This is a genomic window from Pseudomonas sp. Mn2068, from assembly GCF_049319725.1.
GTDB classification, from domain to species: Bacteria; Pseudomonadota; Gammaproteobacteria; order Pseudomonadales; family Pseudomonadaceae; genus Aquipseudomonas; species Aquipseudomonas gingeri.
On sequence record NZ_JBMOUG010000006.1, the window covers coordinates 336705 to 360321 of the forward strand.

Genomic DNA, 23617 nt, shown 5'->3' on the forward strand with positions numbered 1-23617 from the left:
TGACAAACCACGCCAGCCCTATCAGCTCATCACCACCCGCCCGGCTTTCTCAAGCCGCCGACGACGCGCCACCAGCAGGCCGGCCGCGACCACCAGCACGCTGAGCAAGCCCGTGGCGAGGATTTCGATGCGATGGGCTTCCTGGAACAGCATCACCGTCAGCACCACGACGATAAACCCGATCACCGCCCAGGTCAGGCCCGGGAACAGCCACATCTTGAAGTCGATCTTCTCGCCTTTCGCCATGCGCTGACGACGCATGCGCAGCTGCGATACCGCGATCACCAGGTACACCAGCAACGCAATGGCGCCAGAGCTGGCCAGCAGGAATTCGAACACCGCCGCCGGCGCGACGTAGTTGGCGAAGACCGCCAGGAATGCCGCCGCCGTCGACAGCATCACCGCCCAGTAAGGCGTGCCGCTGGCGTTGGTGCGCCGGGACACCGCCGGTGCGTCACCGCGCTTGCCTAGGGAGAAGAGCATCCGCGAAGCGGTATACAGCGCCGAATTCAGGCAACTGGTCACCGCCACCAGCACTACCAGGTCGACGATCAGCTTGGCGTTCGGAATGCCCATGCGGTCCAGCACGGTCTGGTAGGAACCGACAGCCGCCAGGGTCGGGTCATTCCACGGCACCAGCGACACCACGATAAAGATCGACACCAGGTAGAACAGGCCGATCCGCCAGATCACCGAGTTGGTGGCCTTGGAGATCTGCTTGCCCGGATCTTTCGACTCGGCCGCGGCGATGGTCACGATCTCGGTCCCCATGAACGAGAACATGGTGGTCAGCATGGCCGCCAGCACAGCGCCCATGCCGTTCGGCATGAAGCCCACGGTATCCACCAGGTGCGACACGCCACTGACCTGGCTGGTCGGCAACAGGCCGAAGATAGCCAGCAGGCCGAGGACCACGAAGCCGATGATCGCGATCACCTTGATCAGCGCGAACCAGAACTCGAACTCGCCGTAGTTCTTCACACTGAACAGGTTGGTCGCGGTCAGCAGCAGGGTGATGACCAGGGTAAAGGCCCAGATCGCCACACCGGGGAACCAGGCATGCAGGATGGTCGCCGCGGCGTTGGCCTCCAGCGGGATCACCAGGACCCAGAACCACCAGTACAGCCAGCCGATGGTGAAACCGGCCCAATGCCCGATGGCACGGTCGGCGTAGGTCGAGAAGGAACCGGTATCCGGCGACGCCACGGCCATTTCGGCCAGCATGCGCATCACCAGTACCACCAGCGTACCGGCCGCGGCGTATGCCAGCAGCACGGCGGGACCGGCCTCGGCAATCGCGTGCCCGGAGCCGACGAACAGCCCGGCACCGATCACCCCGGCAATCGACAACATTGTCACATGCCGGGGCTTGAGCCCTTGCTCCAGATTGTTGGAATTATGCGTACCGCTCATTGAGGACTACCTATGCAATGAAGAGCTATTCATTCCGCCCCTCGTCACTGGCAACCTTGTAAAAGGAACTCAACGGGGGCGTATTTTATTTTTTACGCAAGATTTGCGCCAAAATGTTACAAGCTCCCGGCTGCCGGGGCCCACACATCCGACCGAAGGGAAATCGCAAGTCATTGAGATTAATGGCAATTCGCCAGAACGTTACCGAGCCACCCAGATCGCTCCCCACTCAGGCGCACCGGAAACAGGCAAAAACAATCGTTACGCCCCATTTAAGGGCGAGCCAATGCCCGTAGAGCCGGTTTACCCTTCCAACCCTCGGCCAAAGCTGGCAACATCGCGCCCTTTTTGACGCGACTGCCGCGCTGAAGACGGGTCAAACGGGTGTTCGGTTGTTGATGGGGCGACAGTCAGCTGTGCCGATGCGACAACCTGCCACGGCACCGCCCTCTCCCGTCCGAACCCTATGCTAGCTTGGCGCTCGCCAGGAAGGCCGCCAACAGCAGGAGCGCAACAGAACAATGAGGAACGCACATGGCTGAGGCCACGCCCGCGCTTGAAATCCGCAACTTGCACAAACGCTACGGTGAGCTGGAGGTACTCAAGGGTATCTCGCTGACTGCCCGCGACGGTGATGTGATCTCGATCCTCGGTTCCTCCGGTTCCGGCAAGTCCACGTTCCTACGTTGCATCAACCTGCTGGAAAACCCGCACCAGGGCCAGATCCTGGTCAACGGTGAAGAACTCAAGCTCAAGGCCGCGAAGAACGGCGAACTGGTGGCCGCCGACGGCCGGCAGATCAACCGCCTGCGCAGCGAAATCGGCTTCGTGTTCCAGAACTTCAACCTCTGGCCGCACATGAGCATCCTCGACAACATCATCGAGGCCCCGCGCCGCGTCCTCGGCCAGAGCAAGAGCGAGGCCATCGAAGTCGCCGAGGCCCTGCTGGCCAAGGTCGGCATCGCCGACAAGCGCCACGCCTACCCCGCCCAGCTTTCCGGTGGTCAGCAACAACGCGCGGCCATCGCCCGCACGCTGGCCATGCAACCCAAGGTCATCCTGTTCGACGAGCCGACCTCGGCCCTCGACCCCGAGATGGTCCAGGAAGTCCTCAACGTGATCCGCGCCCTGGCCGAAGAAGGCCGCACCATGCTACTGGTCACCCATGAAATGGGCTTCGCCCGCCAGGTTTCCAGTGAAGTAGTATTCCTGCACCAGGGCCTGGTCGAAGAGCAAGGAACGCCACAGCAGGTTTTCGAGAACCCGCTTTCGGCACGCTGCAAACAATTCATGTCCAGCAACCGCTAACGGAGCAACCCGAATGCAGACCTACAAGAAAATCCTCCTGGCCGCTGCCGTCTCCATGGCCTTCAGCGCCAGTGCCTTCGCCGAGCCCCTGAAAATGGGCATCGAGGCCGCTTACCCGCCGTTCAACAACAAGGACGCCAGCGGCCAGGTCGTGGGCTTCGACAAGGACATCGGCGACGCCCTGTGCGCCAAGATGAAAGTCGAATGCACCGTCGTGACCTCGGACTGGGACGGCATCATTCCGGCCCTGAACACCAATAAGTTCGACTTCCTGATCTCCTCGATGTCGATCACCGCTGATCGCAAGAACGCCGTGGACTTCACCGACCCGTACTATTCCAACAAGCTGCAATTCATCGCCCCGAAAAACGTCGACTTCAAGACCGACAAGGCCTCGCTCAAAGGCAAAGTGATCGGCGCCCAACGTGCGACCCTGGCCGGCACCTTCCTGGAAGACCACTTCGGTGACGACATCAGCATCAAGCTGTACGACACCCAGGAAAACGCCTATCTCGACCTGCAGGCCGGTCGCCTGGACGGCATCCTCGCCGACAAGTACGTCAACTACGAATGGCTGAAAAGCGACGCCGGAAAGGCTTATGAATTCAAGGGCGACCCGGTGGAAGAAAGCGACAAGATCGGTATCGCCGTACGCAAGAAAGACCCGCTGCGCGAGAAGCTGAACGCCGCGCTGAAGGAAATCATCGCCGACGGCACCTACAAGAAGATCAACGACAAGTATTTCCCGTTCAGCATCCTCTGACCTGCCCCGATGGCCGGCACCTCGACGCAAGGTGCCGGTCGTCCCCAAGCAAAGCCTGCCTTGCCCATGAATATTGATCTCTTCGGATTCGGCCCGGCGCTTGCCGCCGGCGCGCTGATGACCGTCAAGCTTGCGCTCTGTGCCCTGTGTCTGGGACTGGTGCTCGGGCTGCTCGGCGCATTGGCCAAGACTTCACCGTACAAACCGCTGCAATGGCTGGGGGGCACTTATTCGACCCTGGTCCGTGGCGTGCCGGAACTGCTCTGGGTGCTGCTGATGTACTACGGCACCGTCGGACTGATGAGCGCCCTGGGCAATGCCTTCGGCAATCCCGAACTGGCCCTGAACCCGTTCGCCGCCGGGGTCATCGCCCTGGGGTTGTGCTTTGGCGCCTACGCCACGGAAGTGTTTCGTGGCGCGATCCTGGCGATCCCCAAGGGGCACCGCGAGGCGGGAGTCGCGCTGGGCATGTCCAAGGCGCGGATCTTCAGCCGGCTGATCCTGCCGCAGATGTGGCGTATCGCCCTGCCGGGGCTGGGCAACCTGTTCATGATCCTGATGAAGGACACCGCGCTGGTCTCGGTCATCAGCCTGGAAGAAATCATGCGCCAGGCGCAGAACGCCGTGCAGTTCACCAGACTGCCCTTCACCTTCTACCTGGTGGCGGCCTTCATGTACCTGGGCCTGACCATCCTCGCCATGATCGGCATGCACTTCCTGGAAAAACGTGCCGCGCGCGGTTTTGTGAGGACCACATAATGGAATGGGAAGTCATCATCAAATGGCTGCCGAAGTTTTTCCAGGGGGCGCTGCTGACCCTGGAACTGGTGGGCATCGCCGTGGTGCTGGGATTGATCCTGGCCGTGCCGCTGGGCATCGCCCGGGCCTCCAGACTGTGGTTCGTGCGGGCGCTGCCCTACGGCTACATCTTCTTCTTCCGTGGCACACCGCTGCTGGTCCAGCTGTTCCTGGTGTATTACGGCCTGGCACAGTTCGACTCGATCCGCGCCAGCTTCATGTGGCCCTACCTGCGCGATCCGTTCTGGTGCGCGGCGGCGACCATGACCCTGCATACCACCGCCTATATCGCCGAGATCCTGCGCGGGGCCATCCAGGCCATCCCGCCGGGCGAGATCGAAGCGGCCAGGGCGCTGGGCATGTCGCGGCCCAAGGCACTGTTCTACATCATGCTGCCGCGCGCGGCGCGGATCGGCCTGCCGGCCTACAGCAACGAAGTGATCCTGATGCTCAAGGCCAGTTCCCTGGCGAGTACCGTGACCCTGCTGGAACTGACTGGCATGACCCGGACCATCATTGCGCGCAACTACCTCACGGTGGACATGTTCTTCACCGCCGGGGTGTTCTACCTGGTGATCTCGTTCCTGCTGGTACAGGCATTCAAGCAGCTGGAACGCTGGATGCGGGTCGATGCCTGCCAGGGGCGCTAGGGATGTTTGCACAGGGGACTTAAAATCCCCTGCCGCCCCATAGCCTCAACGCGATCCCCCACAGGAGCCGGCTTGCTGGCAATGGCGATGTAAGATTCACCACCGCCATTGCCAGCAAGCCGGCGCCTACAGGTCCCACGGTTGCTTTAAATTGGCTTTCACCCGCGAAGACGCCGACCCGGAGCCCGCGACATGCCCCTGATCCTCCAAGGCCCCGACCTGCATACCCGCTTCAAGGCCCTGGATACATTTCTCTCGGCGCATCAGCACCTCTGGCGCCCACGGCCCTTCACCCACCTGCACCTGCCGTGGGAAAACCAGCATCCGCAACTCGCCACCTGGCTACGCCAGCGCAGCCTCGACGACGCCGAAACCAGCCACAACCATCCGGAGCAGCTTGCCGCCCCGGCGCCGTTTCCGGCCTTGGCAGCCGAATCCCGCGCACTGGCCGCTGTCGGCACCCTCCACGCCAGCACCCTGCCGCCCGCCAATCACCGCCTGAACGTCGATGTCCCCGGCCGCAAATGGCAGCAGATCGAAGCCTTCGCCGCCCGCCTCGACTTCGCCCGTTCGCCCGAGCACTGGCTCGACTGGTGCTCCGGCAAGGGCCATCTCGGCCGCCGCCTGCTGCAACCCGGCCAGCAACTGACCTGCCTGGAATACGATCCGGCCCTGGTCGCCAGCGGCGAGCAACTGAGCCGGCATCATCACCTGCCCGCCGAGCACGTCCAGCAAGACGTCATGGCGGCGGATGCCGGTTCACGCCTGAACGCCGGGCACACGCCGGTGGCCCTGCACGCCTGCGGCGACCTGCATGTACGCCTGATGCAGCTCGCCAGCCGCGCCGGCTGTCGGCAACTGGCGATCGCTCCGTGCTGCTACAACCGCATCGGCAGTGACCACTACCAGGCCCTGTCCGTCGCCGCCCAGGCCTCGGAACTGCACCTGTCGCTGGACGACCTCGCCCTGCCCCTGAGCGAAACCGTGACCGCCGGCGCCCGGGTACGGCGCCAGCGCGACGCCTCCATGGCCCGCCGCCTGGCCTTCGACCTGCTGCAACGCCGACTGCGCCAGCGCGACGACTACCTGCCCACCCCGTCGCTGCCCAGCGCCTGGCTCGACAAACCCTTCGCCGACTACTGCCGCGACCTGGCCGCGCTCAAAGAGTTATCCACAATGGGGGAACAGGACTGGACGGCGCTGGAAGCCGCAGGCTGGCAACGGCTGGCCGAGGTGCGCAACCTGGAACTGCTGCGCGGCCTGTTCCGCCGCCCGCTGGAACTCTGGCTGGTGCTCGACCGCGCGCTGTTCCTCGAAGAACAGGGTTACCGCGTGCGCCTCGGCCAGTTCTGCGAAAGCCCGCTGACACCGCGCAACCTGATGCTGCTGGCCGAACGCGGCTAACTGTCACATTGCCATGCACAGCCTGTGGATAACTCTGTTGATACTTTTGCTGGACAACCGCTGAAAACATAGCCTGTAGCGCCAAAGCCTTTCTGGTCATTTTTTGTTCATAAAATAAAGCACCGAAAAAACAGGTAGTTGCACCGTGATGAGAACGAGTCCACAAATTCGCTTTCCCGGCCCGCCAGCGACCAACCACTTGTGCATAAGCACTCTAGCCAATCGACATAACGCTGGTTTTTTCCCGAGCCTGAAGGCCCGCCAACAGCGCTTGAAACGGCACGCCGGCTGCTGGCGGTGATCGACGCGGCAAGCCCGGCCCATGAGGAGCAGGCCCAGGGTTGCCGACAAGGGCCGGACGAAAGAATCTCAGCTCAGCAAAAATAGTCAGATATCAGGGGTTTACAGAACTCTGCCAATCGCTATAATCGTCGCCCTAACACGCCGGTATAGCTCAGTTGGTAGAGCAACTGACTTGTAATCAGTAGGTCCCGGGTTCGACTCCTGGTGCCGGCACCATATAAGACGAAGCCCCTGCAGAAATGCAGGGGCTTTGTTGTTTCTGCGCAAGCCATAGACACGTAGCAAAGCTTGTTATCAGGCAGCCACAAATAACTGTATATAGATACAGTTTTATCCTTGCGTTTAGCCTATAGCTATTTATCATGGGATCCGAAATTGCTGTGCCATACTAGCCTCCGAAGGAGCTGTATTGGCTGGATCCGCGAGGGGCCGGGGCCTTCCGGTAGCCAGGCTGCCGAGGTCGCAGAAGGAGGAAAAACGTGTTCAATGCAAAGTCGATAGCTAATTACTTTCTCGAACTGGCCGCTGCCAGAGGCGAGTCCATTAGCCCCATGAAACTGCAGAAACTCGTTTATTACGCCCATGGCTGGTACGCCGGCTACACCGACCAACCGCTGATCAACGAAGCAGTCGAGGCCTGGCAGTACGGCCCCGTCATTCCCTCGCTGTATCACGAATTCAAGCGCTTCGGCTCAGGCGAGATCGCGGGCAAGGCATTCGAGTATGACGCCCTGGGCGTCAGAGAAGCGGCCGTTCCGGCCGACCCTGATATTCGTACCTTCCTGCAAAACGTCTATAACAGTTATGGTCGTTACTCCGGCATTCGACTCTCCGAAATGACCCATGCTTCTGGCACTCCCTGGGACATGACCTGGTCTGCGGCAAAAGGGGTACGCGGTGTAGACATTCCGTTCCCGATGATCGCCGCTCACTTCAAGGAGGCGACCCAGAAAGCTCAGAACGGTCAGGCGGCGGTCCAGGTCTGATGAACCAGACCAAAAACCTGGGCTCACTGCCTATTGATCCTGCCGCTGAAGCCGCTACACCGGTGCTCAACGGCTCAGGCAACGATGAAAATGCATTTTTCGCCAACGGCCAACAGCATTTTCGCCTGCAGCACAATCAACAAAACCTCGGTTGGCTGGGTAAATTCTGGGGAGCGACCGACCGCGCAGCCCCCACCAACATTGCCGGTTTCGTGATTGCCATTTCGGCCCTTCTGATCGTCGGCAGCTTCTTCATGCAAGAATCTCCCGAGCTCAATGAAGCCAGAAAATGGCTGTATGGACTTACAACATCAGCCCTCGGCTTCGTGTTCGGCTCCGCCACCAAGAAGTAATCGCCACGCAGTGCCCTCGACTCACCATCGCATCCTTTTTCCAGGAACATCGTGCGCGCCTTGAGAATGGTCGATTTCCGATGCTGAACTGAATCGGTGCCTTTTTCCGCCGACAGTGCCTGCACCAGGCGATCAATGTCCGACGCCGGACTGGGCTCATATCCACCCCGAGTTGCGCCGCCCCGACCCAACTCGGGCCCTGCTTTGGCAAGAATATCGACCTCGCTCACCCACAATGCTTCCAGTACAGTTGGTTATGCGAGCATTACCGCCTCTCGGCTGCCAAGAAAAAGGGGACAGACAAAAAAAGGGGACAGGTGGAAAGTCAGTACTCTTACCTTCCCCTGCCCAGTAAGAGCCTTGAGGTTCTCAAGTCCCTTACTGGGGGTAGCTTTGTGATCTCAGAGATCGATTTCATGGGTCCAATTTGGCACGCCATGACGGGCTAAGTGGTCGACCAAATGCCGCGAGCCATAAAAGCGGTTACGCCCTCCCGAGGAATAGACAAGTGCAGACTGATCGACTTTTAGACCTGCGTTTCTTGCATTGCCGGTTAACCGGGCCAAGAGACCGTCGTTATCGCCGTTGGTAGACTTCGCATTAAACAATGCGTAGTCAATCCATCCACCTGTAGTCGAACGGGTTCTTACATGGGCCATATCAATTTTCATGGTTCGTCCCTCAGCGTTCTTTGTTAGCTTGAGAAACCAACGATCCGGCGAGTGTCTTCGTCGCTTCGCTGTATTTCTCACTCTGAAGTACCTGCCCAGCTTTATGCTCCATATCAGCACCGGTTTGCCTATCCGTGTGCGTCTGAGCAAGCGCTGAAGCCGCCAAGCTCTTGGCAATGGCTGAGGCATTTGGGTTGCGAAGCGTCTCGGACGCGAGTTGAGCAACCTTATTCGATGTAGCTTTGGTGTTAGGTCCCATGGGGGGCCCTCCCGATTTTGAGTTAAACAAGCCATCGGGGGGACGCCGAGCAGAGAGTCATTGACGGTTAAGTCACGATTTGGCTCAATGCAAGCCCCCTTGGGCTACGCATAGTTTTCTGGCTTTGGGCGGTGCGAGTGATGGCATTCTGGTCTCGACAACTTCGTGCCATCACTCGCAGATTTTTGACGCTTAACCCAACGACAGATTGTTGGCGAATAACACAACATGTAGTGTTTTTTTTACGCCAAGAACACAAGATAATGTGCCATCAAAAGTTATGCAAGCCCATTGCCTGTGCATAACTTATGGGTAATTTGTAATAAAATAATTCACACGCACCTCGATCTCCCATAGTGCAGCGTCATCGCTCACAAACTCTCGGACCGGACTAGCGAGAACGTCGCTTAGCCAAAGGTAAATTGGGCGCAATAAAGTAAGCGCTTACCGGCAGGATTTCAGTGATTCGCTTGTCCACACGGGTCCATCCAGGCAGGGTTGCAAAGCCGCCCCGCCTGGATGAAAAAAAAGAAAAAAAAGGGGACAGATTTATTTTTAGGAAAATAAATCTGTCCCCTTTTTTTGCTGGCAAGACTTTTTATTTACTAAACCGTGTCCAAAGGCTAGATTATCGATGCTGGCACTGTGCCAAAGGAGCGAAAGTCATGAAGGATCGATTTCACGACGCTGTAGAAAAAAACAACACTGCGCATCAATTCCTTGGCTTACAGCATCAGACAGCGACAAGCGATAAAAGACTATTAAGCAATAGTAGTTCGAATTTATTTTTAATCGATCAAAATCACTTCCGAAGGCTTATTAGCTCGCCCAGCGTAGCTATGTCCGCAACTTCATAAATAACACTAAATTAGGGGAATATTTTGAACTGGGGAAATGCGCTTAAAATAGGCGGGCCATCCATTGTTGCGGCATTTGTTTTTCAGTATTTAATTACCACATACTTAGACAAATCCGAGCTATTTAAAAATAGTTTGACTCTCAACATTTTGCTTATTCTGGCAATCTTTACATTTTGCTTATGCATGGGATGGCTCTGGATACGAAGTGGCAAAAAAGACGTCCAAAAGAAAGGATTCCAAAATAATGAAATTACAAAAAACGAAGTAGGTGGCAGCCTCAACATCGGAAAAAGCCTAGACATCATCGACAATAAAATCTTGCAAAATAAAGTTAACGGCGATCTTAATATCGGCGGTAAAGAGTAATAAACCATGAGCGAGGAAGGGAGCCGCGAGATGGTATCAATTTCCGGAAATGAAATTTCCAATAACGACGTAAAAGGTGATTTCTACATCGGATCAACTGTAATAAAGCTCCCTTCTTTTAATGTTGCTGTAGGAGCAGAAGCCTTAAAGAAGTTGATAGAACAGCATGAACGCCTGAAAGAAAGCGATCCTATCTATCAGATCGTACTTGAGGAGTTGGAAAGCAAGATCAAAAGCGCGCCCTCCAGAAGTGTCATTGGATTAGAAGCAAAGCTAGAAATCGCGGGGCGTGAAGTTTACCTTCACCAAGCACGGGTTTCGAGCCAGAAAGCTGCGAAAATGATTTCAAAATTTCAGCACCTCAAATCATACCAGATTATATTCAATCATTTGCTAGGGCTTATCCTAACCAGATTCAACGCCCACATACTTCCCCTACTTAGATCGGGGCGCGATGATATAATAATTCGATCAGCAATAAACGCCACTATAATTGAACCTCTTTATCAAGAAGTGGTGATGGCCGGCGGCTTTGTAACAAGTGACCTTGTTGAGGGCATGCTATATTTCTTAACTGAAAAATGTCACGTGGAGTGGGCGTGATGGTTATTTATCATCCAGCATACGATGTGCATCACTGCGTATATAGAGTTCTAAATCTTCTAAGCTCGGTAGATGATCACGAAATCTCTAAAGACGCATTACGACTGATGGACTTCTATTATCTCTATCCGCACTTGCTAAAAACCGTCAATCTTCCGAGACCTCTGAGTCGCTATAAAAAAATAATTTCCGAAACCCCTGATCCTTTTGAAGTAACACCAAATCCTCGAAGTTTGTTCTATGAGCTTTCTCGCATTCAAGATTCAGCCATGCTTGCCCTACAACAAAAATCGATGATTAAGCTTACAGCGGGTACTGTTGCACTCTTCATAGACTCTCTACCGCCCAATCTTCTAGAATCATTCAAAGACGACACCTTCGCAAACTCTGAACTCTTTCGTGGATTAGTCGATGCATTTCCACAGATGAAGTTGGAAGGCAAGAATGGATTCAAAAGCAAAAGTGGATTAATGGAATATCGTTATGATTAAGTCGACCTTATTTATTGAGCGTTTCATCGTAAAAAAATCTGGGTTCAGTGTATATGATGAGAAATTCCACAGAGGTATAAATGTAATTCGAGGAGATCACTCCGTCGGAAAAACCACAATACTCGAATTACTTTTTTACGTGCTTGGAGGAGAAATCAAAGATAATCAGTGGTTATATCCGGCAGACAAATGCGACTATGTCTGCTGTCAACTGAGCATCAATGACAAACCATTCACGATAAAACGTGAAATAGAAAAAGGTAAAATCCCCCCAATATCTATACGCTCGGGCACTTATGATGAAGAGGGAGAAAACGTAGAGTCTTGGGGTACTTATGGCCCTCGTCGAAGCGACGAGAAAATGTCATTTTCACAAAAGTTTTTTGAACTTCTAGGCTGGGAAGGACATAAAACAGAAGACTATGCGAATCTGACGATGCATCAGATTTTAAGGTTTCTATACGTTGACCAAGAAACTGCCTCTACCAAAATTTTCAGAGCCGAAGATAATCAAAGATCGGATAGCGAAGGAACACGCCTAGCAATTGCTGAATTTTTGCTCGGACTCGATAACTTAGATACCCACCAATTACGCCAAGAATTGTTGATCGCGGAACGAGAGTTCGATCGCGTTTCAGCCGATCTCTCCGCAATGTACAGGATTCTAGGGGAGGATTCAGGAGTAACCCTACAGACACTCCGAGTAAGCATTGCATCGAATGTAGAAGAGATAATAAGGCTAAGAGATTCGCCGCCTGAAGTTGAAATAGATTCCGATATTAAATCGATAAGAATAGCAGAATACAAAAAAATCAAATCTGACATTGAAACGTACAGCAAACAACTACAACGCTTCCAATCAGACCTTTTTTCGATAAATGGTGAAATCGTAGACTGCCAACTATTTGAAAAATCTTTACGCTACAGAAAAAAGTCACTATTAGAATCTAAAGCAGCATATGACTCCGTGGGCTTCCTAAGATATTCCCAATGTCCCTGCTGCCTTGGAGAAGTCGCTGAATCAGATAATTTAGATAGCGGTGACACCTGCCACTTATGCAAGTCCCCTGTTGAAAAAAACAAACATACGTCAAACTACATGGAGATTTTAAACGAATTAGACTTTCAACTAAATAGCAACACCAAAGTCCTACAAGATAACATAGAGCACAAAATAGGACTAGAATCTGCAATTGAAGTGGCAAAAGCTAACCTGGCTAATGCACAAAGTAAAATCTCCGAGTTCGTGGGATTATTTGATCCCGCCTCACACGCTGCACTTGAACGAGCAAAAAAAATAGGATTTCTTGAATCCGAAAATATAAATCAAGAGAAAAAAATAAGGGTAGTAACAGAACTAGATTCTTACAAACTCAAAAAACTAGACTTAATTGCAGACATTTCCAAGATTAAAGAGCTTATTCTTAGCGCCTCCGCGTCCAACAAAAGACGGCGAGAAGCTGTATATAGTGGAATTGCAGAAAATGTAGTGGGCATACTTCAGCCAGAGCGTCGTGCGAATGGCGAGCCTTATGAAGAAGAATTTGCGGGTGCGAATACATCCGAAGTGGAAATTGACTTTGCTAAGGATCGGATGTTAATAAATGGCAGAGTAAAGTTTTCCGGCAGTTCTAACTACATCAAGAAAAACTCACTACACATCTCAGCTCTATTGGAGTCGCTCGACGATATCAACTATCGCCTCCCCAGATTCCTCATGGTTGACGCCATCGAAAACGGAGGAATGAAAGAGTTTCGTAGCCATAATTTTCAACGTGCACTGATAAGTTCTTTTGAAGGCAGAAATGACTTCCAACTCATATTCTGTACTTCCATGGTTTTGGATGAGCTAAACAATCAAAAGTTTGGCGTCGGGCCTTACTACTCCGGAAATGTTCTAAATATATGAGATCCCGTTAGCATACCGACAGTAGTAACTTACAATACTATCGGCTGAGATTCTAAGCTATGGGGGCAGATTGATTTATCGCCAGTCAAAGCAGCACTTGCGAAAATTAATCTCGCCCTTGCCCCACAGTGAACGCGGCCCAAAGCATTGATAGCTTTCTACCTCTTCAATGCGCCAGCGTCGAACCAGTTGCGCTCCAGTCATAGAAATTCGTAGTTTTTAATTGGATGATTATTCTATGAGTTTACGCAGAGCTCGAAAAACCATGAATTTACGCCGCAACACTAGTGGCAGTTTAATCTAGCAGCAATTCTCCATTAAATCTGACAACTTAAATACAGATCAGCTGGCAAATCGAGAGACTCCTGAGTTGGCCAAACCAAAAGACCGACTAAGTACTACAAAACAATTTAAACTTAGTGTTGTTTGAAGAACAAATACTGGACAAGTGGGATAGCAAAACATGCATTTTATTCCTAACACTTCTGTCCAGCCTAGCCTTGGATATTCCAGGCTGAACGATCCAACACTCATTTTTTCTGTGTCCCCTTTTTTCTGCCCTTTTTTCTGCGGTGGCCTTTACCCGCGGATGCCTGGGCTGCCAATACTCTATGGGCAAATAAAGCCGGATCACAGATCGCTCTGGGCTGTAACACTTTCGTCGCTCAGCCGAACGGATGGGATCAGATGGTTGAGCGGCAGCGAGCGTCTGAAGATGATGGGCTTTGCCTCGGACTGGATGCGGCCAACCTTGCGGAGGCTTTTAGTGTCGGAAATGCCGTTGTTGCGCAGGTGGCGGGGTGGATTGCTGAGAGGTTGCTAGCCAAAATGACTACGTAATCCACTTTCACGCAGCCAAAATACTTAATCCAGTCTAGTCATGTGTTGGTCTCAAACATATGGCTAGATTTTCTTTTCACCCTGCCTTAAGCTAGGATCACGACATAATCGTCACAATATGCATCCAAGGTAAAAAAATTGATCCATTCATTCGGCGCAAAAAATTACTACTCGTTCAAGGACGGCTTTAACGTTTCTTTTGAGCTAAATTCAAAAGTGCCAGCTTCTATTTCACGTAAAAAAAACACTTCCTACGTCCTTGGAATTAAAGGCGGAAATGCATCAGGCAAAACGCATATTTTGAAAGCAATCCAATTCCTTTCATTGTTTTGCTGCCATTCCTTTGGAAACAAACCCTCCGAAGAGATTAAAGTTTCAAGTTTTTTCGACAACAATTTACCTTCTGAATTTTATATTGACTTCACTTCAAATGGAATTAGATATATATACGAATTAGTCACTACAAGAAGCAGTATAATTCGCGAAACCATATACAAAAAAATATCAAGAAAAACAATATTACTAGAACGCACAAACAATAAAATCACAAAATCTGGTGCTGACCTGCCAGGGCTTGATCTTATAATATTGAAAAGCAACGCTTCAATAATAGATACGATCCCTCAATACAAGCTACCAGACCTTGCGATAGACATTGAGAATATCAGAAATTGTCTTAGTGGCATGTATGGAAACGTAGCATCAATCTCAGTCATGGATGATCAGGTTTTCTTTACATATAAGGGAGTTAATGATCTTTATTCACAAATCCCAAAATCATTTGAATTCGCAAAAAAAATAATAATCAATAGCGACCTAGGCATCAGTGATATTAAACTCGTCTCAACCGTTGGCGAGGATGGTAAACCAGAATTTATCCCACTTTTTTACCATAGTAGAGACTCAGACACTGACTCACACAATAAGCCGTTTACATTTTTTAACCAGTCGGATGGAACAAAAGCTCTTTACAGAAGATTGTACACATATTGGGCAGCATTAGAATCCGGGGGTATTCTTGTGATGGACGAATTTGACACACACTATCACCCTGCACTTCTTCCACAACTGTTAGAGTTATTCATAAACCCAGAAACAAATAAAAATAATTCCCAATTCATATTCACATCTCACAATTTGGAAATCATTGATCTTCTGGGGAAATACAGAACAATTCTAGTCGAAAAAATAAAAAGTGAAAGTTATTGCTACCGCCTTGACGAACTTCCAGGTGATATGATCAGGAATGATCGCCCCATCTCTCCTCTGTACAGAGAAGGAAAGTTAGGTGGAACTCCTAAACTATGAAATTTCGCGATAGCCGTCACAAAAAGAGCTTCATAGAAAATTTTCCAATCAGTAGTTTGGAATCACATGACATAAGGTCTAGATGTAAATTTAATTTTTCTTTTTTTGATGACACTCAAAAAGAGGCTGCATCATTCTCGGATCTATCAGAAGGTTCGCTCGTAATTTTAATGGATAAAATAAGGGCTTACTCCAGAGAACCACTCAATTTCTGGAGGAACGAGCGGTGCGGATCGGCGAGTTTGAAAGTATTAGCTGATTATGGAAACTTCCCTGCTAAAAGTGATTTTACACACCCAAAATCAGTCCCCCACGATGTTAACTGGGCACGATTCAGGCTAGAAAATATGGTTCGCCTAATAGGCTTTACCATCCCTGGAGAAATGAATTTCACATTACTCGATAAAAATGGATTTACATTTGACAAAAACACATTCTACGTTGTTTTTATTGATCTAGAGCATAAATTTTACAGAACCAAAGAAAATCTGTAGACATAGCAAAATAAAGTCTACCACATACACAAAGAAAAAAGGGGACAGATTTATTTTTAGGAAAATAGGAAAATAAATCTGTCCCCTTTTTTCTTGGCTATGGCCGGCAGCTGAGCTATGCCGGACCGCAGGCGCTGCGCGACCTATTTGGCGGCGGGCATTACGGCACGGTGAAGGCGCACAGTGATCGGTGGCAGGCGTTCGTGCGGTGGTGTCGGTCGGAGGATGGACCCGGGTTTAACGACGCGCGACAGATTGATGGGCAGACCTTGCTGGACTACGCCGGACATCTGCGTCAGCAAGTTGAACAAGGTGAGCTCACCATCGCCACCGCACAAAACCGGTTGTCCAGTGTGAATCGGACCATGGCCGCGCTTCGCGGTGATCAATATGTGAAAGTGCCCAGTCCGAGCAAGGCGCTGGGAATGCGGCGCACCAGTGTTCGTCGTTCAGCGCCGCAAGGCCAAGATCGCGAACAGGTGAAGCGGATCGTCGACGTGCTTTGCGAACACCAGCAGCCGCGCGCCGCGGCCATCGCACAATTGGCACGTGCCACTGGCATGCGTCTGCGCGAAGCGATTCTGGCCGACCTACCGCGACTCAAGCGTGAAGCCGAACACTACGACAAGATCAACATCCAGGACGGCACCAAAGGTGGCCGTTCAGGTGCCTCAGCACCTCGCTGGATTACGGTAGATGATCATATTCGTGACGCACTGAGGTTTGCCGGACAGGTCTCGCCCGACGGTAGCCGCAACCTACTTGCACCGAACGAACGCTACCTCGATTTCCAACGGGAAATCGTCCGCCCCGCACGGGACATCCTCCATATGCACAACCTCAAAGGCTTCCACGAACTGCGCGCGGCCTATGCGTGCGAACGCTATGAGCAAATCACCCATCATCTGGCGCCCATCAACGGTGGCAGGTGCAGGCGCCTCAATCCAGGCCTTGATCGAGAGGCCCGAGCGCAAGTCAGCTATGAGCTCGGACACGGCCGTATCGACGTGGTATCGGCGTACATCGGTGGCCGAGCATGAGCAAGCCATTCGATATAGAGCTGTTCCTGGCGGGCGTCCTGACCGGATCGCACACCACCCGCCAACGCCACCAGCGTCAGGCGAAGGCTATCCAAACAGCGATCGCTGAGCGCTGGCAACGCGACAATCCATGGACTTGGCAGAGAAAACACCTTGCGTGGTTTTTGAATCACAACCTAAACCGGCACACTGAATCGACGCGCTATTACTATTTGCTGACCATGCAATTACTCACTCATCGCTTAGGAAAACCCTGGCAGTTCAACCGCTAAACGAAGGTCAGAAAACGGCCAAAAGTTGACGCTTGAGGAGGTACAAATATCAATCTACCCAGTTATATCCTGCAGAACGCGCAACTAATTTAAAAAATATAGTAAGACAAATTTTGTAATCTCTGAGGAGTTTTTCGTTCTCTTCCGGAGAGTCATCCAAGAGATCAAAATGCGTAATCTTGTTTCGTAGCGACTCCCATCTCTGTATTTGCTTTGATGATATATTATGAGAGCTTGCAAAGTGCTTTAGAGATTTGCCTATTGTAGGCTTAGATTCCCTTATTCGCTCCAAATGCTTCAGGATCGACTCAACAATCCACTCCGTCGATTCTATTTTGTTAACTATTTCGCTCACTTTCACAAGCTCATCATCAACCTCTACACTGATTGGTGTAGCTTCAGTGAAGCGATACTTAACAATTCCTTCAATCGCCGTACACAGTGCCAATGAAGAAATTTCCATGCTAGAGCCGGATGCAAGATATGCACGATGCCAAGCGGCGTAAGTCTCTTCATATGGAACACTAAATGCTGACAGATAACATTCTACAAACAGCTTAATGGTTTCAATTTTAAAAATAGATAACTCATCCAGTATCGACGGCAGTCGATTATGATCGGCTTCACCATGAAAAACCTCTAGATTGGAATGCTCTTTGTCTTGCCACGACATCAGTAAAGGGGTAATGACTCTACCGCTACATATGGAGATTGCTTCAAGCAGAATTTTCACTCGAGATCGATCAATCGCACTTTCATGATGCAGTGCAATTTTAGTACATGGCATATCCTTCGTTATTCTTATCGAAAAATCTGAAACCATAAAATTCAAGTCCCACTCAAAACCTTCTCCTTCTTTCTGCTTTATTTGAAATGGTAGATCCCCATTGTGCACTGTTACAATTTCTACTCTCGATTCGCCAAGCTCGTCTCCCCTACCGTTCGGGACTTTCAACACAAATTTGTCGACCTCAGCGATTATTGTCGTTTTTGACTCATCGTTGGTTATTTTTGTAATAAATATCTCGCATTCATTCCACCACCGCCCTAGTTGATCTTTAGCTTTCATCCTGCATGTGAGTTGCTCAGATAATGCCTGCCCCTCTCGGAGCTTCCGAGCTACTTCTGCTCTTTCCTCCTCAAAGGATAGGTTTGGGGATGTCAAAACCATAATCGTGAGGCGTGAGTCGCGCCCCCTGTTAATCGCCCCTGTTCCGCGATACACAATCTCCCGTGAAGAGGTGATGCCATAAACTTCAACCTCAGTAAATTGCAAATGGTAATCATCTACTGCCAATAGTTGATATTCATCAATTAACATTTGATCCCCATTAAAAACTCTGTGCCGAGCAACAAAAAATATTGACGTGCATCATAACTAAAACCCACAAAATATCGAATTTTCTAATTTGCGGTACGGGCGTCTGCAGTTAACCGATTACACCATGGGTAACCTTGGGTTGATAGCGATGAGTCGCGACTGACTGCTACCGAGCAAAAACGGACATCAATGTTTGATGTTCAGCCCGTCAGGGTAGTCGCGTCTGCAGCGAATTGTTAACCGGTTTCACCCAATTGTATTGCGAACCATGAAGCAGTCGCTTAGTTGGCTTGTTGATTATTGTCTCTCGCCAACGGAGGATTAGGTACTCCTCAACCTCCTTTCTGCCAAAGGAAACTGGTACACATGACAACTCATACCGTGCGGAGATCTCAGTGGCCAACCTAGCATATTCGTTTTCCGAGAGGCCAAGAGCCTTTGCAACTTTTTTGCTAAAGGTGTGATTCACCGGCCGAGAAAGGTCAGACATGCGGAGACGCAAGCTTGAGGTTTCTCCTACGTAGTACGGGATATCATGCTCCCACACTACGTAGACGCCAGACTCTTTGGGTATATGTGATGCCCAGCCCTTGGATGAAAGTGGCCTGACTCGTGGCGCGGCTCTTAACGCGGCCTCATATTTTTCTAGTTCTTCATTCATCTTGACAAACTTTCCAAGCCGGATAACGCCAGGCTCTGCGGCATTTTTGGAGAACAGCTAAAAAATGTCCGGCAGTAACGCCTTGTTAGCGTCGATTTTCATTTTCTGTTACTGGATGCTCACCCAAGCCCTCTGGAAGTTCATCCAGAAGCTCTTTTGAGTGATGCTGAAGAACCATCTCACCTTTTGTTAATCTTTCCGTCCAATACCGACCCACTAGCTTTTGTTTTGGCTTTTCAATGATCTGGAACACTGCTGCTCCATCATGGGGAATACTCCGCTCATTCAAACTTAGTCTAGGCTTGCTAGTAAACATATACGCTACGCTTTTAATCTGTCGATCAGGATCAATAAGAAACCCCTCAGAATACGAAGAGCTTTCCATTTCACTTGTACGCATCATGAAACTAATGTGAAAGAAAGACTGATTCACAGTCAGCATTACAGGTATAGGGAGTGGCTTTACGCCCGTCTCTGGATTTCTCCAATCTGAATAAATAAAGCCCACCCAGCTTCCGTTTAAATTCGGGAACGGTACAAGCCACCCTCTAAATATTTTAAGTTTCCACCCCCACTTAACAAACGCTGCTATCACCAAAAGATCAATGCTCACAACTTTTGGAATAAGCCCAAAAAAATCTAGCACCTTGGATAGATCTAGTCCGCTAAAGTAGGCAATCGAAAACCAAGCAACTGCTGAAGTACCGACTAGCAGATACACCGAGTTTTTAAATGTTACATTACGCATTATTTGAACCCAAAGTAGTTCCAAGCTGCTTTTGAGAACTCTCGCCCATCTTCACGAGTCCATTTTTGACTTGAATGAAACAGGTAAAAGCATTCATTCACTTCTATCCAGCGCCCGGTGTCCGGCTCATTACCTTGAAGATTATCCCAAATATGAATAAGCATAGCTCTGAGACACTCTGTCCATGTTGAATGAGCAAACACAGTGTCTGGACAGTTGTAGGCTAGGCACTCCATAAAGAAGGATGGTAATTCGCGAAATATTCCATCTTCTGCCATTGCGTTTTCAATGCGTTTTAAAAGTCGCGCCCCTTTTTTATAGGCATAACCAGTTCGCTTGTTCTTAGCTATTCCGTTTTCCATTTGCTGAACTGGATAGTTAACGATACTACTGCCATCCGCCTTGAATATTTTAGTTCCATCTCTCGTCCCGTGGCTCATGTGATATTGATAGCTAAAACATGGAACGACATCAGCATCTACGCGCGCTGAGCTAGAATTTATCTGTATTGCGGTAGATCCCGTGGAATCTACTTGACCGGGAAACTTTGCCTCCAAAGCGGAAAGAAGCTCGGTTCTCAGTTTTGCAGGGGTCCAAATTCCCTCATATGGTTTGCCTGGCGTATAATTCCCTTTTTCAGACTCCTTCCAATATAGAACCTCTGTACATTCCACAGCGATATCGACATCACTATCTGAACGCACATTAGTGTTGTTAGCGTAAGATCCTTTCGCATAAACCTGCAACGAGCAATTGTTGAATGGTTCGTGTGAATTTATCGCTTGGCGAATCATTCGCTCCGTTCTATCCTGCTTGTCCTGCTCGGTGTCACTCGAAGGGCCAGTCCATCCGGACAATCTATCTTCCAGGCTCATTGCTTATCCTTTGAAAACACTAACTATATATAGGCGACACATGTAGCGTAATTTTTACGCCGCATGCGCCGCATAACGTTCCTTGTCCATACGTCATCCCTTGAGCCAATTGAGTCCCGCACTAAAGACGCGAAATAGGCATAGGAGAAAAAGCGACAAGACCTGCACGTAGATTACGAAGTCGTAGGCGGTGTGTCTATGGCCGGCTTTGGGTTGATCTCCCCGTCAGAAACGTCCGTTTTGGCTGGATATGGACTTTGGTCAATGGCAACTTTTGGCCGACTGCTGCCTGTCGCCACGGCAGCTTTTAGTGGATTCCTACCTATTCTCGACGGAGGGGATGATCAACAACGTTCGAATTCAGGAGGTTTACCATTCCATATGAGCCTCTGAATTACTTGCATACCGACAAACGTTCTGAAATTTAAAGAATCCCGGATTCGATTCCACCGAACGCCATAACTAGCTGATTTATTTATAGTTACTAGTTGGGGTACGCCGATTTTTCCAGCGAGCTCCAGACGCCCGAAAAACCTAGTCTCGCCGAAACATACCGTTCGTCTGGTGCCGCACCATATAAAACAAAGCCCTCGCAGAAATGTGAGGGCTTTGTTGTTTCTGGGATATTCATCCTCGATCAACCCCTTCCCGCCTCACCCCTTCGTTTTGAATCACATCTTTTCGCGCCAAAATTCCAGATTTCACCCTTTATGCTAAATTATGTATTGGCAATAATTATGGCGTACGCATAAAAGGGGATAATTGCATGAGCAGCATATTTCAGCGCCCAGAATTGGCTGAATCGATGGCAAACCAGCTTCTCAATCCAGGTGTGCTGGATGAAGGGCTTCGATCCGGTTTGTTTCTGTCCGGCCTTCGTCGTACGGGCAAAACAACCTTCTTACGCAACGACCTGATCCCAGCACTGGAAGCAGCAGGCGCCCTGGTGATTTACGTCGACCTCTGGAGCAACACGCTGGCCAACCCCGCAACGCTCGTGCACAACGCCATCCGCAAGACCCTGAAAGAGCTGCAAACGCCGGGCTCTTCAATCCTGGAAACGCTCAAGCGAGTCAGCAATGTCGATCTAGGCGCGGCAGGATTCAAGTTCGGTTTCAAACTCGATAGCATCGGTAACGCCGACGGCACCACATTGGCGCAAGCCCTCACAGAAGTGATCGACCAAGCGAAGACCGATCTCGTGCTGATCATCGATGAGGTGCAACAAGCCATTTCCTCCGACGATGGCAACCAACTGCTCCTGGCACTCAAGGCTGCTCGTGATGCAATCAACCCGCGCCCGAATACGCCGGGCCACTTCCTCTTTATCGGCACGGGCTCTCACAGAGCCCAGGTAAGTGAGCTGACCGCCAAACGCAACCAAGCGTTTTCCGGCGCGACATCGGCCCCGTACCCACAGCTCAAGAGTGATTACGTTGAATTCCTGCTCAACCGACTGGCGATGACAGTGAAGAAGGAAAAGCTCCCCTCACTAGAAGCCGCCGTCGAAGCCTTCAATACCTTGGGCAATCGACCAGAGGAAATGCTCAAGGCATTGCGTCAGCTACTGCAGCAGGACGGTGATCCGGATCTTTTCCTCCCCGTGATTGCGAGTACCTTACGCTCAGCAGCGGCAAGTATTGAGCTTGAAAAAGTCGAACAGCTGGGCAGCCTGGCTCGGGCGATTTTCAACAAGATCGCGGCTACGGAAGGCGATGCTCGGGGGATCTTCTCTATCGATGCAGCAGCTGAATATTCAAAGACGGTAGGTCGCGAAGTGCGGGTTGAAGAGATTCAACCCGTGGTGATTGCGCTGGTGGCGGAGAACATCCTCATGCGGCGCGGGCATGGGATTTATGCGATTACGGATCAGTTTGTTCAGGAGATCTGGTTGGAGGAGCGGGCGTTGATTGAGGGGCGGTAGCCGCACGCTCAGATTACCGGAGTAGAGCTTCCGTGGAGTACGACCGAGCTACGCGCTCGGACCAACGAGCTGCTCACGCAGATAGCCGCTGATACACGCAGACCGGGGAGCAAATCAGTCGATTCCAGGTACGGGATTAGCTGAGTTCTACACCGGCGCTCTGTAATGCGCAGAAATGGCTTTCCAAAAAAACTCATATTTCCTACGCATTTTGGACGTGGGAGAATGTTGTGTGCGCTTACTGCTGGGTCTACATTCCGAGGGTCGCTGCAAAATCAGCGATGCGGGTTTCGCAGCCCGGCGGTTTCTGTTGGCGCACAGCGCCGCGTAAGCGGCTTTTTCATGTCTGCGTTATGGCGGGCTGTGCGCAGGAGGCTTATGCCTGCCGGTGTTCCAACAGACCGGTCTGCGAACCTGCGTACAGTTCGCCACCCTTGTTTCGCAGCGAGAGTGGAGATCTCCTTAACCTGTTGGAGATTCACCATGGCTAAGAAAATCACCCCCGATCCACCTCCTTGCCGCACTTCCAGTCTTTCTGAAAAGAGCGACTTTCTATGCGGTGCCGTCTACGGCGCTTTAGAACAGATCAATGCAGATCCACCGCCGTGTCTGCTGCTCGATACCCTCACCACCACCGCTTTCAACACTGCCCCTCCTGACTGCGCCCATAGGTCACCGCTGTTTTCCGTACAACCAGGAATCACCGCCACGGTCGCGTTGGCCCATGTCTCGGATTTGCTCAAAGTCGCCGAGTTGAATGCCGATGAAATCGGTCCTCATCTGCACGGCGTTGATCGCGATCTGTTCAGGGGCGTGATGCATGCGCTGGAGCTGTCGCGGACGGTGGTGGACTCTCTGCTTGCAGGGGCCAAGCCGCAGCTGTCGAGCTGAACCCGGCCTTTCGGCAGCCGCCCGGTTCGGCGGTTGCCGAGGCCTGCTGCTTAGACGTCCCACCCCGCAGCCCCAAACTGCCGCGCCCGCCCACCTGAACCACTTT

23 protein-coding genes, 1 tRNA gene and 1 pseudogene are annotated in these 23617 nt (G+C 51.3%); 19 read left to right on the top strand and 6 right to left on the bottom strand.

Annotated features, from left to right (window positions below; genetic code table 11):
* Positions 1–21: 21 nt before the first annotated feature.
* Entirely contained in the window at positions 22–1413 is a 1392-nt protein-coding gene (gene gabP, locus ACL9RJ_RS16600; protein WP_042935653.1) for a GABA permease, read from the bottom strand.
* Positions 1414–1947: 534 nt separating this feature from the next.
* On the opposite strand from gabP, the gene ACL9RJ_RS16605 reads away from it, so the two are divergent.
* The 9 genes and pseudogenes from ACL9RJ_RS16605 to ACL9RJ_RS16645 all read left to right on the top strand — a co-directional run.
* Complete coding sequence (locus ACL9RJ_RS16605; protein WP_017126998.1) at positions 1948–2721, top strand: ABC transporter ATP-binding protein; 774 nt, start codon at positions 1948–1950, stop codon at positions 2719–2721.
* Positions 2722–2734: 13 nt separating this feature from the next.
* Positions 2735–3484: an ABC transporter substrate-binding protein gene (locus tag ACL9RJ_RS16610; RefSeq protein ID WP_422765469.1), complete on the top strand. Its 750-nt coding sequence runs from the start codon at positions 2735–2737 to the stop codon at positions 3482–3484.
* A 66-nt stretch (positions 3485–3550) separates the two neighbouring features.
* On the top strand, positions 3551–4243 hold the full coding sequence (locus ACL9RJ_RS16615) for an ABC transporter permease (protein WP_177083566.1): 693 nt from the start codon (positions 3551–3553) through the stop codon (positions 4241–4243).
* Complete coding sequence (locus ACL9RJ_RS16620) at positions 4243–4932, top strand: ABC transporter permease (protein ID WP_177083568.1); 690 nt, start codon at positions 4243–4245, stop codon at positions 4930–4932. Before ACL9RJ_RS16615 ends, ACL9RJ_RS16620 begins: the two co-directional genes overlap by 1 nt.
* A 192-nt stretch (positions 4933–5124) precedes the next feature.
* Positions 5125–6336, top strand: a complete 1212-nt coding sequence (locus tag ACL9RJ_RS16625) for a methyltransferase (RefSeq protein WP_422765470.1) — start codon at positions 5125–5127, stop codon at positions 6334–6336.
* A gap of 443 nt (positions 6337–6779) precedes the next feature.
* Positions 6780–6855 (top strand) — tRNA-Thr (locus tag ACL9RJ_RS16630).
* A gap of 263 nt (positions 6856–7118) precedes the next feature.
* A complete protein-coding gene (locus tag ACL9RJ_RS16635; RefSeq protein WP_017127003.1) occupies positions 7119–7625 on the top strand; it encodes a Panacea domain-containing protein in 507 nt (168 codons plus the stop codon).
* On the top strand, positions 7625–7978 hold the full coding sequence (locus ACL9RJ_RS16640; protein WP_017127004.1) for a hypothetical protein: 354 nt from the start codon (positions 7625–7627) through the stop codon (positions 7976–7978). The genes ACL9RJ_RS16635 and ACL9RJ_RS16640 overlap by 1 nt, the downstream gene beginning before the upstream one ends.
* A gap of 70 nt (positions 7979–8048) precedes the next feature.
* A pseudogene (locus ACL9RJ_RS16645) lies at positions 8049–8265 on the top strand (IS21 family transposase); the annotation flags it as partial.
* A 114-nt stretch (positions 8266–8379) separates the two neighbouring features.
* Here the strand turns inward: ACL9RJ_RS16645 and ACL9RJ_RS16650 are convergent.
* Both ACL9RJ_RS16650 and ACL9RJ_RS16655 read right to left on the bottom strand, forming a co-directional pair.
* Positions 8380–8649 (bottom strand): hypothetical protein, encoded by a 270-nt coding sequence (locus ACL9RJ_RS16650; RefSeq protein ID WP_083875371.1) that lies wholly within the window; start codon positions 8647–8649, stop codon positions 8380–8382.
* Positions 8650–8659: 10 nt separating this feature from the next.
* Complete coding sequence (locus tag ACL9RJ_RS16655; protein ID WP_017127006.1) at positions 8660–8908, bottom strand: hypothetical protein; 249 nt, start codon at positions 8906–8908, stop codon at positions 8660–8662.
* An 881-nt stretch (positions 8909–9789) separates the two neighbouring features.
* On the opposite strand from ACL9RJ_RS16655, the gene ACL9RJ_RS16660 reads away from it, so the two are divergent.
* The 8 genes from ACL9RJ_RS16660 (at position 9790) to ACL9RJ_RS16695 (ending at position 17091) form a co-directional block, all read left to right on the top strand.
* On the top strand, positions 9790–10134 hold the full coding sequence (locus ACL9RJ_RS16660) for a hypothetical protein (protein WP_095120785.1): 345 nt from the start codon (positions 9790–9792) through the stop codon (positions 10132–10134).
* A 6-nt stretch (positions 10135–10140) separates the two neighbouring features.
* Entirely contained in the window at positions 10141–10737 is a 597-nt protein-coding gene (locus ACL9RJ_RS16665; RefSeq protein WP_422765471.1) for an ABC-three component system protein, read from the top strand.
* Complete coding sequence (locus ACL9RJ_RS16670) at positions 10737–11228, top strand: ABC-three component system middle component 5 (protein ID WP_368943263.1); 492 nt, start codon at positions 10737–10739, stop codon at positions 11226–11228. The genes ACL9RJ_RS16665 and ACL9RJ_RS16670 overlap by 1 nt, the downstream gene beginning before the upstream one ends.
* Positions 11221–13137: an AAA family ATPase gene (locus ACL9RJ_RS16675; protein ID WP_095120787.1), complete on the top strand. Its 1917-nt coding sequence runs from the start codon at positions 11221–11223 to the stop codon at positions 13135–13137. The genes ACL9RJ_RS16670 and ACL9RJ_RS16675 overlap by 8 nt, the downstream gene beginning before the upstream one ends.
* Before the next feature lie 978 nt (positions 13138–14115).
* The gene (locus tag ACL9RJ_RS16680) at positions 14116–15285 is read left to right on the top strand and encodes an AAA family ATPase (protein ID WP_422765472.1); all 1170 of its coding nucleotides are present in this window, start codon (positions 14116–14118) and stop codon (positions 15283–15285) included.
* On the top strand, positions 15282–15779 hold the full coding sequence (locus ACL9RJ_RS16685) for a hypothetical protein (RefSeq protein WP_422765473.1): 498 nt from the start codon (positions 15282–15284) through the stop codon (positions 15777–15779). The genes ACL9RJ_RS16680 and ACL9RJ_RS16685 overlap by 4 nt, the downstream gene beginning before the upstream one ends.
* A 110-nt stretch (positions 15780–15889) precedes the next feature.
* Entirely contained in the window at positions 15890–16819 is a 930-nt protein-coding gene (locus ACL9RJ_RS16690) for an integrase domain-containing protein (RefSeq protein WP_422765487.1), read from the top strand.
* On the top strand, positions 16816–17091 hold the full coding sequence (locus ACL9RJ_RS16695; protein WP_422765474.1) for a hypothetical protein: 276 nt from the start codon (positions 16816–16818) through the stop codon (positions 17089–17091). Before ACL9RJ_RS16690 ends, ACL9RJ_RS16695 begins: the two co-directional genes overlap by 4 nt.
* 49 nt (positions 17092–17140) lie before the next feature.
* Here the strand turns inward: ACL9RJ_RS16695 and ACL9RJ_RS16700 are convergent, their stop codons facing one another.
* From ACL9RJ_RS16700 to ACL9RJ_RS16710, 3 genes are all read right to left on the bottom strand, one after another.
* Positions 17141–18412, bottom strand: a complete 1272-nt coding sequence (locus ACL9RJ_RS16700) for a hypothetical protein (RefSeq protein ID WP_422765475.1) — start codon at positions 18410–18412, stop codon at positions 17141–17143.
* 746 nt (positions 18413–19158) lie between these two features.
* Complete coding sequence (locus ACL9RJ_RS16705; RefSeq protein WP_422765476.1) at positions 19159–19821, bottom strand: hypothetical protein; 663 nt, start codon at positions 19819–19821, stop codon at positions 19159–19161.
* Positions 19821–20696, bottom strand: coding sequence for a nucleotidyltransferase domain-containing protein (locus tag ACL9RJ_RS16710; protein WP_422765477.1), 876 nt, complete (start codon positions 20694–20696; stop codon positions 19821–19823). Before ACL9RJ_RS16710 ends, ACL9RJ_RS16705 begins: the two co-directional genes overlap by 1 nt.
* A gap of 766 nt (positions 20697–21462) precedes the next feature.
* Here ACL9RJ_RS16710 and ACL9RJ_RS16715 point away from each other — a divergent pair.
* Positions 21463–22620: an ATP-binding protein gene (locus tag ACL9RJ_RS16715; protein ID WP_422765478.1), complete on the top strand. Its 1158-nt coding sequence runs from the start codon at positions 21463–21465 to the stop codon at positions 22618–22620.
* Between the two features lie 483 nt (positions 22621–23103).
* Positions 23104–23511, top strand: a complete 408-nt coding sequence (locus tag ACL9RJ_RS16720; RefSeq protein ID WP_422765479.1) for a DUF6124 family protein — start codon at positions 23104–23106, stop codon at positions 23509–23511.
* The last annotated feature ends 106 nt before the right edge of the window (positions 23512–23617 follow it).

Coding starts and splice junctions, on each gene's coding strand:
- ACL9RJ_RS16720 (WP_422765479.1), top strand. CDS start 23,104: ATGGCTAAGAAAATCACCCCCGATCCACCTCCTTGCCGCACTTCCAGT.
- ACL9RJ_RS16655 (WP_017127006.1), bottom strand. CDS start 8,908: ATGGGACCTAACACCAAAGCTACATCGAATAAGGTTGCTCAACTCGCG.
- ACL9RJ_RS16670 (WP_368943263.1), top strand. CDS start 10,737: ATGGTTATTTATCATCCAGCATACGATGTGCATCACTGCGTATATAGA.
- ACL9RJ_RS16620 (WP_177083568.1), top strand. CDS start 4,243: ATGGAATGGGAAGTCATCATCAAATGGCTGCCGAAGTTTTTCCAGGGG.
- ACL9RJ_RS16700 (WP_422765475.1), bottom strand. CDS start 18,412: ATGTTAATTGATGAATATCAACTATTGGCAGTAGATGATTACCATTTG.
- ACL9RJ_RS16715 (WP_422765478.1), top strand. CDS start 21,463: ATGAGCAGCATATTTCAGCGCCCAGAATTGGCTGAATCGATGGCAAAC.
- ACL9RJ_RS16665 (WP_422765471.1), top strand. CDS start 10,141: ATGAGCGAGGAAGGGAGCCGCGAGATGGTATCAATTTCCGGAAATGAA.
- ACL9RJ_RS16610 (WP_422765469.1), top strand. CDS start 2,735: ATGCAGACCTACAAGAAAATCCTCCTGGCCGCTGCCGTCTCCATGGCC.
- ACL9RJ_RS16705 (WP_422765476.1), bottom strand. CDS start 19,821: ATGCGTAATGTAACATTTAAAAACTCGGTGTATCTGCTAGTCGGTACT.
- ACL9RJ_RS16615 (WP_177083566.1), top strand. CDS start 3,551: ATGAATATTGATCTCTTCGGATTCGGCCCGGCGCTTGCCGCCGGCGCG.
- ACL9RJ_RS16685 (WP_422765473.1), top strand. CDS start 15,282: ATGAAATTTCGCGATAGCCGTCACAAAAAGAGCTTCATAGAAAATTTT.
- ACL9RJ_RS16710 (WP_422765477.1), bottom strand. CDS start 20,696: ATGAGCCTGGAAGATAGATTGTCCGGATGGACTGGCCCTTCGAGTGAC.
- ACL9RJ_RS16625 (WP_422765470.1), top strand. CDS start 5,125: ATGCCCCTGATCCTCCAAGGCCCCGACCTGCATACCCGCTTCAAGGCC.
- ACL9RJ_RS16675 (WP_095120787.1), top strand. CDS start 11,221: ATGATTAAGTCGACCTTATTTATTGAGCGTTTCATCGTAAAAAAATCT.
- gabP (WP_042935653.1), bottom strand. CDS start 1,413: ATGAGCGGTACGCATAATTCCAACAATCTGGAGCAAGGGCTCAAGCCC.
- ACL9RJ_RS16640 (WP_017127004.1), top strand. CDS start 7,625: ATGAACCAGACCAAAAACCTGGGCTCACTGCCTATTGATCCTGCCGCT.
- ACL9RJ_RS16650 (WP_083875371.1), bottom strand. CDS start 8,649: ATGAAAATTGATATGGCCCATGTAAGAACCCGTTCGACTACAGGTGGA.
- ACL9RJ_RS16695 (WP_422765474.1), top strand. CDS start 16,816: ATGAGCAAGCCATTCGATATAGAGCTGTTCCTGGCGGGCGTCCTGACC.
- ACL9RJ_RS16605 (WP_017126998.1), top strand. CDS start 1,948: ATGGCTGAGGCCACGCCCGCGCTTGAAATCCGCAACTTGCACAAACGC.